General features: G+C 54.3%; 10 protein-coding genes. 7 read left to right on the top strand and 3 right to left on the bottom strand.

What is annotated here, in order from left to right:
- Positions 1 to 1953 carry a hypothetical protein gene (locus tag OXG87_01745; protein ID MCY3868247.1) on the top strand — a complete coding sequence of 651 codons (1953 nt, stop codon included), beginning with the start codon at positions 1 to 3 and terminating at the stop codon, positions 1951 to 1953.
- Between the two features lie 2 nt (positions 1954 to 1955).
- On the opposite strand, the gene OXG87_01740 is transcribed toward OXG87_01745, so the two are convergent.
- Both OXG87_01740 and OXG87_01735 read right to left on the bottom strand, forming a co-directional pair.
- Complete coding sequence (locus tag OXG87_01740) at positions 1956 to 3572, bottom strand: CRTAC1 family protein (protein ID MCY3868246.1); 1617 nt, start codon at positions 3570 to 3572, stop codon at positions 1956 to 1958.
- Positions 3569 to 5587, bottom strand: coding sequence for a tetratricopeptide repeat protein (locus OXG87_01735; GenBank protein MCY3868245.1), 2019 nt, complete (start codon positions 5585 to 5587; stop codon positions 3569 to 3571). Before OXG87_01735 ends, OXG87_01740 begins: the two co-directional genes overlap by 4 nt.
- Positions 5588 to 5773: 186 nt before the next feature.
- Here OXG87_01735 and OXG87_01730 point away from each other — a divergent pair, with 186 nt between their 5' ends.
- From OXG87_01730 to OXG87_01715, 4 genes are read left to right on the top strand one after another with little or no spacing between them, the layout of a single operon-like run.
- The gene (locus tag OXG87_01730; protein ID MCY3868244.1) at positions 5774 to 8191 is read left to right on the top strand and encodes a GWxTD domain-containing protein; all 2418 of its coding nucleotides are present in this window, start codon (positions 5774 to 5776) and stop codon (positions 8189 to 8191) included.
- The gene (locus OXG87_01725; GenBank protein ID MCY3868243.1) at positions 8188 to 9069 is read left to right on the top strand and encodes a UbiA family prenyltransferase; all 882 of its coding nucleotides are present in this window, start codon (positions 8188 to 8190) and stop codon (positions 9067 to 9069) included. The genes OXG87_01730 and OXG87_01725 overlap by 4 nt, the downstream gene beginning before the upstream one ends.
- A gap of 14 nt (positions 9070 to 9083) precedes the next feature.
- Positions 9084 to 10043, top strand: coding sequence for a fatty acid desaturase (locus OXG87_01720; GenBank protein MCY3868242.1), 960 nt, complete (start codon positions 9084 to 9086; stop codon positions 10041 to 10043).
- A gap of 13 nt (positions 10044 to 10056) precedes the next feature.
- Positions 10057 to 11607: a tetratricopeptide repeat protein gene (locus tag OXG87_01715; GenBank protein MCY3868241.1), complete on the top strand. Its 1551-nt coding sequence runs from the start codon at positions 10057 to 10059 to the stop codon at positions 11605 to 11607.
- 1 nt (position 11608) lies between these two features.
- Here OXG87_01715 and OXG87_01710 read toward each other — a convergent pair whose 3' ends face one another.
- Positions 11609 to 12601: a hypothetical protein gene (locus OXG87_01710; GenBank protein MCY3868240.1), complete on the bottom strand. Its 993-nt coding sequence runs from the start codon at positions 12599 to 12601 to the stop codon at positions 11609 to 11611.
- 101 nt (positions 12602 to 12702) lie between these two features.
- On the opposite strand from OXG87_01710, the gene OXG87_01705 reads away from it, so the two are divergent.
- Positions 12703 to 14487, top strand: coding sequence for a HEAT repeat domain-containing protein (locus OXG87_01705; protein ID MCY3868239.1), 1785 nt, complete (start codon positions 12703 to 12705; stop codon positions 14485 to 14487).
- A gap of 30 nt (positions 14488 to 14517) precedes the next feature.
- Positions 14518 to 15726 carry a Tm-1-like ATP-binding domain-containing protein gene (locus OXG87_01700; protein ID MCY3868238.1) on the top strand — a complete coding sequence of 403 codons (1209 nt, stop codon included), beginning with the start codon at positions 14518 to 14520 and terminating at the stop codon, positions 15724 to 15726.
- Positions 15727 to 15737 lie beyond the last annotated feature (11 nt).

Raw genomic sequence — 15737 nt, 5'->3', positions numbered from 1 at the left:
ATGGCTTCGGCACCGGAACCTGAAAGAAAAGCATCAACAGCATCTGAATCGCTCACCATTCGGGCTTTTGTACTGGGGCTGATCACAATTGCGGGCATGTGTTTGTACGCGACCTACTTCGGGCGAAATCTGATGAAAAGCTTCGTGCCCGTCACCGCGTTGCTGCCCCTGGTATTGTGGGTGGGAATCAACACATTTTTAAAGTTAATTTTGCCTCGCTTTGCCCTGTCGCGCACAGAGGTAATGGTGATTTTTGGAATGGTCTGGATGGTGGGCACCGCACCGGCAGTGGGCTGGGCCGGGTACTTGATCACAGATATTTCAGCACCATCCGCTTTTTCTTCACCGGAAAACCGATTCTGGGAGGTCGTAGGAGCCTATATGCCCCGCTGGCTGTTTTTTGAACCGGGAGATATGGTGGTAGAAAAGCTGTACGTAGGACTGGGATCAGAGGAATCCATCCCGTGGCGCAACTGGCTAACCCCGCTGTTCTGGTGGTTTGCCGGAACTGTAGCACTGGTAATGGCTGGCTTTTTTGCAAGTGTGTTGTTTTACAAACAGTGGGTGGAACGTGAACGGCTGACATTTCCCCTGGCGACAATGCCCCTGGAACTGCTCCGGGAAGAACCCGCACACCGATTGCCCATCGTGTTCCGAACGCCCGTTTTCTGGATGGGTTTTGCGTGTACAGCCGGCGTAATTTTCTGGAATATTGCCGGGTATTTTATTCTCACAATTCCGCGCATCGGGATCTACGATCACTACTTGACCAAAGCCGTGCATATCGGGCGCGATTTTCCGACCTTATACCTGAGGATTCAGCCCCTTTTGATGGGACTGGCCTACCTGTGTCCGCTAAATATACTGCTGAGCGTGTGGACCTTTTTTGTGCTCAATATTTTCAAACAAGCACTGATGGATCGAACGGGATTTACAGTGGGCATGCAGGGACAGGCAGCAACTTCGGGAGAAATTCGGATGCTGGAGGCGCACGGCGCACTGGTATTTCTCGTGATCTGGTCGGTCTGGGTGGCCCGCGGACATCTAAAAGAAACCCTGCAAAAGGCATTATCAGACGACCGGAGCAAAGACGATGGAACGCCCGTGACCTACCGCACGGCCTGGCTGGGATTCAGCGCGGCATTTGCATTTCTCACGGGCTGGATGATATCTCTGGACATGCGACCCATCGCGGCACTGCTACAGCTTTCACTGTTTTTCGTGATCTACTTTGGCGTGACCAAATACGCGGCAGCCACGGGATTCGTATTTCTATCACCCCAGGGGCAGAAAGGAGGACCGATACTAAAGACGCTTCTGGGAACAGCCAATTTTTCTCCCTCCGATCTGACGGGGATAATGGTGTTAAACCGCGGCGGATTGGCTGCGCATTCGGGTCGAATGCTATCGATACCGGCCATTCCACATTTTTTTCGACTATTGCAACAAGCCCTGAAGCGCCGTTTTCTGGTGGTATGTGCTCTGCCTATCTCTCTGCTCGCCGCCTATGCCATAGCCTGCGGTGCCCAGCTTTATTTGTGTTATACGGAGGGCGGCCTAAACGCAGCCTATATGTACGATTGGACCGTAATGCTGAGGCAGGTAGGCATAATTGAGGGGACAGAACCCACATATTTTGACTTTCAAAAACTGCTGGTCTGGCTATTCGGAGTCGGAGAAGCGGGCCTGCTGACATTGCTGAATACCCGGTTCGCTTCCTGGCCGATTCACCCCGTGGGACTCGCCTTCCCGAGTCATACGTACGGATTCGCTATCTTTCTCGTATGGCTCGTTAAGGCCCTGACCCTCAAATTTGGAGGCGTAGGACTTTACCGGCGATCGATGCCATTTTCCTATGGAATAGTAGTGGGGTACCTGTTGGGCGTGGGCGTATCGAGTGTCGTAGATGCGATCTGGTTTCCCGGAAGTGGACACTTTGTACACGGATGGTAAGCCTATTCCTCAATGACCAGAATCTGATTCGGAGACAGATTGCTCAGAGTTTGGGTGCGCCCAGAGGGCCACCAGACATCGAGGCGGTCAATCTGTTCGGCATCGCCCAGACCGAAGTGGAGGCGCGGATCCCCTGAAGAGAGATACCCGGATTGACTTCGCACCTCTCGAGATTGGGTACGCCCACCTGTAGTAAGAGTGACGCGAGCACCTATCGCACTGCGACTCACGCTTTTTAACTGGACAATGACCCATGGATGGACAGGTAGGGTATCATTCCGATAGAGATGCGGACGGGCATCGGCGACGAGCACAACCAGATCCAGATCACCATCGGCATCTATATCGCCCAGTGCCGAACCCCGGCTGACAGCGGGCAATGTGAAACCCGCCGATTCGGAAACGTCTTCAAAAACACCTGCGGTATAGCGGAAAAACTGATCGGTCTGAGGATAGGACTCGGCAGAAGAAAAATCCGATACATTGGGAAAAATATGACCATTGGCGACAAAAAGATCCAGATCGCCATCGCTATCCGCATCGAAGAGATGTGTGCCAAAACCCAGGGGAAGAGTACTCGGTCCCACAAGACCCAGGCGGGCACTGGCCTCTGCAAAAACACCCTGTTCTGTGTGGTGATAAAAAGCATTTGACTCATAGGAAAAATTGGTAACAATAAGATCCGTGCGCCCATCGCCATCCACATCGCCAGCATCCACGCCCATGCCAGCCTGTGGACGACCCGAAGCACTTGTGCTCACACCCGATTTGTGGCCGACCTCAGTAAAGCGATCGCCATCATTTCGATAGAGAAAATTGGGCGTCGTATCATTGGCGATATAGAGATCGGTATCGCCATCCCGGTCGTAATCCAGCGTGAGCACGCCCAGACCCTTGCCCCGGGGATCGGCGATACCAGCCCGCTGAGAAATATCTTCAAATGTGCCGTCACCATTATTCAGATACAACAAATCGGGAGCACCTCGAAACCGATACGGCGCGCAATAAGTCCGCACACCACTGCGTTCACACACCGGCTCTCGGGCGGGATCGTAAGTGAGATAGCGCACCACATAGAGATCCAGATCCCCATCGGCTTCAAAATCGAAAAAAGCCGCCCCCGCGCTCCATCCGCCTGCGGCTACATTCGCCTGCCGGGAGGCGTCTTTGAAGGCGGCGTTGCCATTGTTCACATACAGAATATTTTCGGGATAACCGGTAACATAGAGGTCCAGATCTCCATCATTATCCGCATCGCCCACAGTGCAACCCATGCCATAGCCCCGGCCGGGCGCACCTGAAGATTCGGTAATATCGGTCAGGCGAATCGTTTTATCCGTATCATTGCGATACAGCGCATTGTTACCCTGAACCGGTTGCCCGGGCAGATTGGCACCATTGACAAGATAGAGATCCAGGTCCCCATCGCCATCCGCGTCGAAAAGCGCACAGCCGGAACCCATCGTCTCGATATAGTGCCATCCGCCCCTGGCTCCGGTACTGTGGACAAAATGGATCCCCGCCTTCTCCGCCATTTCAGTAAAACGGATGGCATCAGCGGCAACAAAATGGGGCACACAAAACAGGAACAGGAACAACGCGGCGCGAATCATGGTCATTGTCCCTCTTCCATGCGGCGAATAAAATCACGGATGAGATTTGCATCGGGATGATCCGGACGAAGCCTGAGAACCTTCCGAAAAGCGGGCAGCGCGTCTTCCGGACGATTCGCCCGCAGACAAGCCATGCCCAGGGCGTGTTGAATATCGGCATTCTCGGGACTGAGACTGGCGGCTTTGCGGTAGGAATTAATCGCTTCGTCCAAAAGCCCGGCATCCTCAAAAGCGCGGGCGCGGTTCAGATAGGTACTGACCTGCTCAGGCTGCTTCTGCAACCGCGCGATCTCGCGGGCAATAGCCAGAGAATCGGGGTGTCCGGGACTGAGTTGAAGACCCGTTTTGAGAGCAGATACAGCCGCGGTTTTTTGCCCAGCCTGCAAATAGACCATGCCCAGACCGAGATGTGCGTCTCCATCGTCGCCCTTAAGCGCAATGGCTTTTCGGAAAGCCTGAATCGCATCCGGATACTGCTTCAAATAAGCCAGAGCCTCGCCCAGATAGCGGTGAGCATCGGCATTTTTAGGCGTCAGGCGCACAGCCTCTCGAATGGATGAAAGGCCCTGCTCATAGCGTCCCATATCCAGTTGCAGACTCCCCAGAGACAGGTGAATATCGGCCAGATGGGGATTGAGACGCAGCGCTTCTCGAAAAGCATTTTCCGCCTCTTCAAAACGCGCGGCATTTCGATAGGCAATACCCATATTGTGATAGATGAGCGGATCTTGCGGATAGATCCGGCGGGCAGTGTGCAGAGTGCGAATAGCCTCCTCAAAACGCCCGGCCTCGGTATGGGCAATGCCCAGATTAAAGTGCAAATCCGCATAATCGGGATTGAATTGAGCCGCCTGTTTGAAGGCAGCGACCGCTTCATCATAGCGGCCCAGAGCTTCATAAGCGCGTCCCAAATTAAAATGGGCATCGGCGTGCTCTGGATTGTGCGAGATGGCTCGCTCTAAAACTTCGGTCGCCTGATCGCGATGCCCCATCTCGATATAGACAACACCCAGATTGTAGTGTGCATCGGCATTTTCGGGAGACAGGCGAATAGCCTCTTTAAGCGCGTCTTCTGCGCGGGTGAGGGATTGCGTATTGGCAAGGGCAATGCCCAGCGTCAGATAGGCGACCGCGAAATCCGGCTTGAGACGAACCGCCGTCTGCAAAGGCGCAATAGCAGCCTCGTGATTGCCCTGAAGATGGTGTAGAATACCCAGATTGTAGTGGGTAATGGGATCATCGGGTTTAAGGCGGATCGCGTCCCGAAACGCAATAGCCGCGCGATCGGGCTGCCCCAAACTGGCATAAGTCACTCCCAGATTGTAGCGGGTCAGCGGATCATCCGGCTTGAGGCGGACCGCCGTCTGCAATGCACCGAGTGCCTCTTTGAACCGGCGTTGCGCGACAAAGAGCAAACCCAGGTGACTGTGGGCATCGGCATAATCGGCATCCTCGGCAAGGGCGCGGTCGAGGTGATCGCGCACAACATCCGGATCCTTGGCATCGCCAGTCAGCATACTCCGGGCGCGCACCCAGTGGGCATAAGCCCGAACCGATCGGGTGGGTCTGCGAAGAATCGCCGTCCATTCCATATCGGTAGCACTGAGATCAACGCCGTCCAGGAAGCGGCGAACCACGCTATCCTGCAGGGCAAACAGGGAATCGAGCGGACCTCCCACCCCGCCCAGTTCCAGAATATCATCGGTATCAACCCGCAAAACGCGGGCAGAGATCTGGATCTGGTCTCTCTGCAGCCGACAGGCACCGTACAGGACCAGTGTCGCACCTGCCGACTGGCCAATCTGCACAGGCGTCTGATATTTAGACAAAGCGGCATTCAGCCGATCGGAATCGACCATTTGCAGCCCCGACACGCGGCGGAGCTTATCCGACAAACCCCAGGCCATACCCTCCGAGAGCCAATCGGTATTCGCCTCTTCAAAAGGCAAAACCGCGACCACCGGGCGACTGTGAGCCGACAGAGGCATTAGCAGAATAAAAAATAAAATAATGACGCGCATGAAAAACTCCTGGACAGTTCAATTCACAATCTAAGGCGTGTATGCAAAAAATGCAATTGCCGCCTTACCTGAAGAGATCGTTTGTCAATCAGCCACCACCTGGAAAAAACAGCGATTCCATTTTGGTTTTTTGTTATACTTTATATACACCTTGCGGAGAATCACATCTCTTGTGAACACAACACAATGAAAAATTATCACTTCTATTTTGCGCTTGGCCTTTTTATCGGACTGTGCGGAGCCGGAACGGTACACGCCCAGGACGCCGAGTCGATTTACGCTCGAGCCTTGAAAGTCTCGCACAAAGACAGTTTAAAACAGGCCATCAAAGACCTGGAAAAAATCGCCGAACAACAACTCCAGCCTGCGCGGGTGCTGACCCTGATCGGACAGCTTCACCTCCAATCTAAACAGGCCGACGACGCTATCAAAGCATTTCGCAAAGCAGTGCAGGCCGATTCGGCGTGGGTAGAGGCACACCTGGGCTCAGGGCTCGCCTACCTGGATCTGAAAAACGACTGGCGGGGTGCCCGCCCCCATTTGCAAAGAGCCGTAGCACTGGATTCGACCCGGGCAAAAATGTATTACCATCTCGCCCGCCTCTATCGAATATCAGAAACAGGCGATGCCATAAAAGCGGCGGGACGGGCGATTCAGATCGACCCCGAATACGCACCGGGATATTTGCTACTGGGTCAACTCTACCAGGACGACAAATTGGATCAGGTAGCGGTTTATTATTACGACCAGTACCTCAAACGCCAGCCCAAAGACCAGGAAGCGGCCTATTTGTTTATCCGCAGCCTGGCCGAATCGGGCAAAAAGGCAGAAGCCGAACGCCTGCTGGGTCGGCTGGAAGACCCTCGAGGCTATGCGGTCCTGGGCCAAATACTCATGGAGCGGGGTAATTTCGAAGACGCGCTCATAGCTTTTGAAGAGTATATTTCCACACTATCTGAAGAGGAGGGAGGACTCTACTGGGATATCTCAATTGTAGCTACGCCCAGAGAAACGGAGGCCTATCGGCAGACCCCGCCAGAGCGTCGGAGAGATTTCCTGCGAAGATTCTGGCTGAGAAAAGACCCCTTGAAAGCCAGTGGCGGATTGATGCGCTGGTGCGAACACTATCGGCGGGTACTCCATGCGCGGGAAAACTACGGACGAAAGCAGTTCCCCTATGACCGGCGCGGAGAAGTCTATATCCGCTACGGAGAACCAGACCACCGCTCCACTTCCCGCTCATTAAACCTCAACATACCCCAACCCGTTGAGATCATCCAGACGGAACTCGCCCGCCGACTCTACGGTCCCGATGGTGTACACCACACATTTCTGGGACCTGTATATCCAGTGCGAACAGAACGATTTATAAACATCATCGACGAAGACAACCCCGAACTGGACGACCTGCCCCGCATGCCCTTTGAAGGCTCCATGCAAGCCCGCGCGGGCATGGCGGCTGAAGACACCCTGGGATTTTACGGATACAAACCAGTGACAACGGGCATTGCCGGGATGACCGTAAAGTGGGAAGTGTGGTTTTACACCCGCATCGGCGGAGGCATTGAAGTGGTATTTACCGACGAATTTACCTCCGGGCGTTACGATTACGCGCCGCCGCCCGTTCTGACCACAGAAGACCGAAACCGCCTGGAACGGGTTGGGCACGACCAGACACTGCGGATATCGCGACTGTTCTCGGAATATTCGCCAGCCACCTTTATGCCCCGCATCACCCGGGATATACCCGAGGTCTATAACATCAGTTATTACGAACCACTGGATTTTCATTTTGATACAGTGGATTTTAAGGGAACAGACGACAATACAGAAATTCGGGTATTTATGGGCGTCCCCACCCGCAACCTCTATGTACAGGGTGCTGGCGATACCGCGCGGGTACAGCGGCGGGTAGCCCTGATCAACGAGCGCTCTGGAAAAGTCTATCGCGTACAGGGCGATGTGGAAGTCATGGCACCACGGGGCAGCAGATCCGTACTGGTGGAAGAATTTCCAATGGACGTACCTCCGGGCGATTATATGCTCGCCGTTCAAGTCTGGCGCCCAGAAGCGGATTTGATGGGCGTTTATCAAAAAGCTGTACCGGTAGATTCATACAACCGGGATACACTGATGGTCAGCGGCGTCCAGGTAGCCCGCGCAGTGGCTCAGGTAGATTCGGGAACCACGGGCCAGTTTGTGAGATTGGGCTTCCGGGTAGATCCCTCACCGGGTCGGATATTTTACCAGGAAACATCGCTTTTTATTTATTTTGAAATCTACAATTTGCTGCGCGATTCATTTGGACAGACGCGCTACGAAGTCGCCTATACAGTGCGGGACGCCAATCACACGCCGCTACTGATCCGCGCGTTGTCCGGACTGGGCCGGATGCTATCGGGCGGTAGCAGAGAGGAAGTAACAATTCGGTACGAGCAGACGGGAACACAAACGAAAAGCGAAAATTTTGTAGAACTGGATTTAGGAGATATCGCACCCGGTCAACACGAAGTAGTCGTAGCCGTAAAAGATCTAAACCGCGACATTGAAGTATTCAAAACAGCCCGTTTTTACGTAGTGGAAGCAAAGGCCCAAAGCGAATGAACAATTCTATGGAACAAAATGGATTCCGCGCCTTTGTGGTACTCGCGCGACCCTTCACACTACTGGCACCTGCCGTCGGATTTCTCGCGGGATCGGCAATGGCTACCGGCGGAGAGATCCCTACAGCAGGTCTAATAGGCACGCTGGCTGTTACAATCCTGAATGCGGGATCAAACATCATCAACCAGTGCTGCGATCTGGAAATTGATCGGATCAACAAACCCATCCGTCCCATGCCCTCGGGAAGCGTATCCATGCACGGGGCGGCACTGCTGGGAACCGCGTGCTATATCATCGCCCTGGGCCTCGCCTATCTGGTGCATCCCCGGCTGCTGGGCATCTTCGCGGTGGGCGCATTGCTCACACTGGCCTATTCAGCACCGCCCTTGCGGCTAAAACGGCACGCACTCTCTTCGAGCCTGGCACTGGGATTTGGACGGGGATGTTTACTACCCGTAGGAGGATGGGCGGCTGTGGAACCTATATGGCATCCGGCGCCCTGGTTTGTGGGCCTGGTATTCGGCCTCTACGTGTTTGGCGCCAGCAACACCAAAGATTTCGCAGATGTGGAAGGAGACCGCGCCTTTGGCATGAAGACCCTACCCGTACTATTGGGACCCCGGCGAGCAGCCTGGATGATACTGCCTTTTCTGGTATTGCCCTTTGCGCTCATTCCCATTGGTGCGATGTGGGAATGGGTGCCGTCGAGCGCGCAGTGGCTGGGCTTTCTGGCACTTTGGGGCGGGTATGTCGGCTGGTTGATGTTGAAGCGTCCCGAGGCTTTGACATTTGAATCCAATCACATTTCATGGAAACACATGTATTTGCTATTAATGGCGGGACATGTGGGGTTTGTGTACGTATTTGCAATCGGCTAACGCGGAGGTTTGCCATGGCGACGGAACTGACATATCACGACCATGCGCGAGACTTAAACCGGGAACTGCGGGCGGCAATACCAAAAGAACGGTTGACACACCTGCACCAGCGGCGACCCTGGCGACATTTTTGGATCGCCTTCCGGCAGACAGCACTGCTGGTGGGACTACCCGTCTGGATTTACCACGTCGATTCATTCTGGGCCTGGTTTCCCGCAAGCGTACTCCTGGGATTCGTAATTTTCAGCTTCTCCGTTTTGCTACACGAATCCGTACACCGGTGCATTTTCCGCAAGAAACACCGCCTCAACGACCTCCTGGGGCTTGTGTACGGGTGGATTTCCGGGCTGGCATCTTCACAGTTCAAGCGGTGGCATCTGGACCATCACGATCACCTGGGTTCGACGCACGCCGACCCCAAACGCGCGCACCTGTCACCCCGCATCAACTCGCCTTGGTTCAAGCTGCTTTACTGCACGCCAATGCTATTCCCCATTTATTTTCGGGCAGTAGCCGAAACCTTCAAAGGCTATCCAGAGCAACTCTGCCGCCAGATCAAACGAGAACGCACAGTGGGCATCATCCTGCACCTGGGAATCCTGACGTGGTTCTGGACGCTGGACCCGTGGTTTGCTTTCAAAGCGCATATTTTTCCGGTATTTTTTATCTTTCCCATTGCTTTTACGGTCAACCGGTTGGGGCAGCACTATGTGATAAATCCGGATGAAATCGCCAACTGGACGACGCTAATGCGAGCCAATTGGATATGGAATTTTCTCTATCTGTTTTCGACATATCACCTGGAACACCACTATTTCCCGGGCGTACCATTTTACAACCTGAGGAAATTGCAAAAAGAACTGGAACCCTTTTTTCAACGAAAACAGATGGTATTTTTTTCCTACAGTCAGGTGCTCTATCTCTGGTTTATCAAAAATCACGCACCCCATACGCAGTCGAATCTCATAATATAAAACAAGAGGAGCCATGAAAACGCTTCTGCTTTTTGTGCCCTCTGCTGTGGCGATAGCTCTGCTGATGTGGCACGCCTGGTCCCATCGGGGCCGCCGCATTGCGCTGAGCTTTTTCATCTCGGCATTTCTATTTGGCGCCGTGCGGGGAAATGTGATTCACTGGATCACAGTCGAATCGCAGGGGGGCGTGATGCCCTATGTATTCACGCAACCGGTAGTGCAGATATTTTCAGCGTCATTACAGGCAGTAATCGGATGGATCTTTGCCCTCTATGTGAGCTGGTGGCTAGCCGAGCGGGTGCTGGCGCGGATACCCGCGCTTAAAGGCGATTTAATGGCCACTGTAGGGATGACTTGCGTGGGAATGGCAGCCGTGGGATATGGGGTAGAAGGCGGAGCAGCAGCCGCGGGCTGGTGGCTGTGGAGCATACCGACGTACAATCGTTTCTTTGCAGGTGTACCAACTGTGGGGATAGCGGAATGGTTTGCGGTGGGATTCGAGTTCTTTATCCCCTATTTTCTGGCATTCTGTACGCCCTATCGGCGCAGGGTCTGGGCGCACGCGCTGTGGGGCGTATTTCTTTTTCACCTGTTTTTACACCTGTTTTCCGAGCCGATTTCACGTGCGGTACCTACGCAACCCTTTGTAATCTGGCACTGGATAAGCATCCTGACTCTGGGCGTTCTGGCACTGACCGGTACAGGCTCCACAACTGTGGAAACAGCCGAAAGCAGGCAAAGATCGCGGCACGTATTGATGTGGGTGTGCATAGGCCTGTTCACAGCGGTAATAATCGTAGCGCAGGTGGGCATTGGCGGACGACCAGATCTGTTAATTTCGCTGATCCCCCTCGCCCTGCTATGTCTAATGGCATTGCCAAAAGTATCAATGCCATGGATTCTGGCCTCTGCGGTTATCGCCTGGGTAGCTGAGGGGTTCGGTACGGGTTTTGTCACAACACCGGTAGCGGCGGTCTTATTCCTGCAGGGCCGCGCCTGGTGGGGCAGACAATGGCTTTTCCGCATCGGCGTAGTCGCATTATTTGTGGGCATCGGATTGGGCGTTTATCGCTCGGGAGTGGCATTGAGCCAGCAGTGCGCGGTTTACATGATGCACCTGGAACGTGCGGCGCGCCATGCGGGAAATGGTCGGATGGACATGGCCGCACGAGAGCAAGCAGCAGCCGACGCGCTGGCTCCCGGAGATGTAGAAGCCTATTTGCAAATCGGATATGCACTGGATCGGCGGGGATTTCTCGGCCTCGCCATTGCCCAGTTTCGCAAAGCCCTCGACCTGGAACCCACGCTTTTCACAGCGCATTACGATCTGGGGATGGCCCTGGAAAGATTCCGAGATACGGCGGGTGCAGAAGCGGCATTTCGCCGCTCAATCGAGCTGGCCCCCCGGTTCTACGACGGCCACGTGAAGTTGGGAACGCTATTGCTCAATCAGGGTCGCACAGACTCGGCACAGGTGTATTTCGAACGCGCGGTTCAAATCGACCCGACCCATCCGGACGCACGGCAGGGCCTGCAAATGATTCAAAACATAAAGGTCAAATAAATCAATTCTTAATCACAAAAATATCATCCGCCACAAGAAAGGGTTCGCCCTGACCAATAATTGGCGCCGAGATAACAGTACGATCGCCAGTATCGATATCCACGCGGTAGATAACGGTGCGATCTGCCACCAGAAGCTCGTCGAGGATATTAAAAGCGAGACCAGAGGGAATATCGGGCAATTCACCCTCGCCGGTAAAAGGGCTTGAAATAATAGTGCGGGCTCCACTGATAGGATCAATTCGGATAACAGCGGCCTGACCGATATCCGTGACAAAAATAGTGTTAAGGGTGCTCAAAACAATCCCTTCCGGATCCATCAGTCGGGGACCCTCACCCATTTCTGGACCGGAGACAACCGCGCGGTCACCACTATTGGGATCAATGCGGAAAATACGTCCCTCGCCCCCCTGCGAAACTGAGCCGACCGCCAATAGGAGACTGCCATTGGCATCCAGGGCAAACTGTTTTATGCGGCCAGTAAAGGGCGGGCCATCACCTCGACCGGGACCAGAAACAACCGTGCGATCGCCACTATTGGGATCAACGCGAAAAATAGTAGCAGATGGCTGATCGCCGACCAGGAGTTGTCCAGATGTTTCTCGCACCAGGCCGACCGGACCCAAAAACGCGGGACCTGAACCGATAATCGGGACATTGGGATCAATGGGGCTACCGCCTGAAGACACAATAAAAAGATCGCCCGTTCGGACATCGAACCGCAGGACAATGGGCAGACCGCTTCCAGAGAGAGTCATCAGAAGGTCGCCATGGGCATCCCGGGCGATCTGCCGGGGAACACCGCCGATGCTACTGGTAACAACGGTGCGGTCTCCCGTGCTGGGATGGATGCGAAACAGCGCGCGCTGGGCGGCATCTGTGAGCAAAATATCGCCCTCAGATAGCGCAGGGATATCTTCGGGCTGGAGACCCTTATCGGACGAACCACAGGCGACCGCGAAACAGACCAACCAAACCAGTAAGAATCGATTCATGAACGCATTCCTCATCGACAAACAGTTTGTGAATACCCAATGATACCGCAGCGGGTAGTCGCTGTCAACATAAGACACAAAGCCTTTCTCAGGAGACGTATGTGATCACTAAAAGCGGTTTATGGCTAATTATTCTGAGCTTTTTGGGATGCGCTTCCAAAGCCGACGATTGGGTACAAATTTTGGAACATCCCAATGCTGCAGAGCGTGCCCGCGCAGCGATACAGATCGGGGAAATAGGTGACCGACGTGCGGTTCCAGCTCTCATTCAAACCCTCAAAGACCGAGAACCACAGGTAAGATTGGCCGCAAGCGAAGCCCTGGGTAAATTGGGAGATCGGCAGGCAGTGGATTCGCTGATTGCGATTGTTCACGACCCAAATGTCATGGTGGGGCTGACCGCGGTCGAAGCCCTGGGCAATATCGGAGGCGAAAAGGCTGTAGAAACCTTACTGAGAATCGCGCAAGAGCGAGAAGGGCCCCTGAGCCTGGGCGCAATTCAAAGTCTGGGTACCGCAGGTGGCGACCGATCCATTCAGGCACTGACCACCGCGCTGACCGATAGGGCACGCGATGTGCGGTGGGTCGCCGCACTGACCCTTACCCGTACAAAAAATCAACAGGCCCTGGCACCCCTGATTGAGGCACTGCCGCAGGCGGACAGAGAACTGCGCCGGGTAATGGTATGGGCACTCAACACCATCGACCCATCGTGGCAAACTTCTGCACCTGCTCAAGAGGCGATCAATCGCCTGATTGACGGATTGAAGACGCCAAACCAATCGCGCTACCAGGTAGTTCAGGTACTATCGGAAATAGACGCCGAGTGGAAAACGCGTGCGGGTGCTACCATGGACTTTTTTGTCGCACAACTGGCGAACGGAGACCTGATCGCACGGATGCAGGCTATCGAGACCCTGGGGCAGATCGGAGACGCCCGGGTCGTTCCGTCTTTACTCGAGGCACTAAAAGATCCGAACCTGCAAGTACAGTATATCGCTATAAAAGCACTGGGCGAACTGCGCGATACACGAGCCGTCGAACCACTGGTAGAAGCCCTCGAACATCGTGATCCAGGCATCGTTTCAACTGCTGCACTGGCACTGGGCGAACTGCGCGATACACGAGCCGTCGAACCACTCATGGCCATCCTGTCCAATGCAGAACAAGGCGTATTTCGTCTGGGAACGATACAAACTCTGGGTGTGCTGAAGGACCCCCGTGCAACGGCTTTGCTAACTGATCAGTTAGACGATACATCGGTACAGGTTCGGCGTATTGCGACCGAGGCCTTGGGGGAAATTGGAGACCGCGGTGCCATCGCTCCCCTGCTGAAAATGCTGAACGATCAGTCAGCCGAAGTGCGCTGGGCAGCGGCCGATGCCCTGGGATCAATCGGCGATGCGTCTGTGGCAGATACTCTCATCTCGATTATCGGAAAAGGAAGGATATGGGCGCGGCGAATGGTGCGAGTGCTGGACCGCCTGGATACCAACTGGCGGGAACGAGAAGCGACTCTGCGAATAGAAATCTATTTTCTGGAACACATCGACCATCCCGAGCCAGAAGTACAATGGCGCTCTGCCGAAGCTCTGGGAGAGATCGCCACGCCGAGGGCGAGCCAGAAACTCCTGCAAGCCCTGGAACAGAAACGCACCCTGATCGTAGCAGCCGCGCACGCCTTCTTCATCCGAAACGGAATATCCGAATCAGAACCCCTGCTCGTCCAGGCCCTGCATCAGTATGGCACCGAGGAAATGGCTCTAACATATCTAAATGCCGATCACCCCGTACTCGCCAGAGCCGCACACATCTGGGCGCGCAGACAGGGAATGATATTGCTATCTTCTCCCGAACCGGGTAATATTCGATGGAACAGCGGCTAAAAATCAACTTATCAAATCGAGGAGAGTATCATGAGCAGTATATACGCAATTGCGACAATGGATACCAAAGGTGAAGAAATCGGGTATGTCGCCGAATGCATTCGAAACGCGGGCGCAGAGGTGACAGTCATAGATGTAGGCACGCAGAGCGACGCGCAAGGCGGCGTGCCGGATGTATCGCGGGAAACCATAGCCGCCTGTCACGCGGGCGGAACGGACGCCGTAATCGGACATACGGACCGGGGCGAAGCCGTAACAGCGATGGGAGAAGCACTGTGCGCCTACTTGCTGCAAGAATACGCCAAAGGCGACGTAGCGGGTATTATTGGCATTGGGGGCAGCGGGGGCACAGCACTCATCACGCCGGCAATGCAGGCATTGCCCATTGGCGTACCCAAAGTCATGGTATCCACCGTCGCCAGTGGCAATACCGAACCTTATGTGGGGTGTTGTGATATAGCGATGATGTACTCCGTGGTAGATGTAGCCGGAATCAACCGCGTATCGCGGCAAGTACTGGGCAATGCAGCGCATGCAATAGCGGGAATGGTCGTAAACACCGTTGCAGAGGCCGAAGACAAACCCACGCTTGGAATGACCATGTTTGGCGTAACAACGCCGTGTGTAACCATGGTCCGCGAAGCACTGGAAAAAGACGGATATGACTGCCTGGTATTTCACGCCACGGGGACGGGTGGACAGGCAATGGAAAAACTCGTCGAAAGCGGGATGATCGACGGCGTTCTGGATATCACCACAACCGAAGTAGCCGATGAAGTCGTGGGCGGCGTATTCCCCGCCGGACCTGAGCGAATGGATTGCATTCTCGCGCGCGAAATACCTTATGTCGTGAGTCTGGGCGCGCTCGACATGGTAAATTTTGGTGCCGTAGAAACCGTCCCCGAACACTTTAAAAACCGCACACTCCACGTACACAACGCACAGGTCACATTGATGCGGACGACAGCGGACGAAAACCGCCAATTTGCCGCCTGGATAGCGAACAAATTGAACCGATCAACGGTGCCAATTCAAATACTAATTCCGGAAAACGGCGTATCGTTAATCGACGATGAAGGACAACCCTTTCACGACCCAGATGCAGATCAGGCATTATTTGAAACCCTGGAAGCGCGCATCGAACAAACGGAAAATCGCCAGATCAAACGGCTGGCGAACAATATCAACGACCCGGAATTTGCAGCAGCACTGGTGGCGAGTTTCCAGGAAATAAGATAAACCACAAGGAG

This window comes from Gemmatimonadota bacterium, assembly GCA_026706845.1.
In the GTDB taxonomy this organism is placed as follows: domain Bacteria; phylum Latescibacterota; class UBA2968; order UBA2968; family UBA2968; genus VXRD01.
The sequence above is the reverse complement of the archived record's forward strand: the minus strand, read 5'-3'. Positions and strand labels throughout refer to the sequence as shown.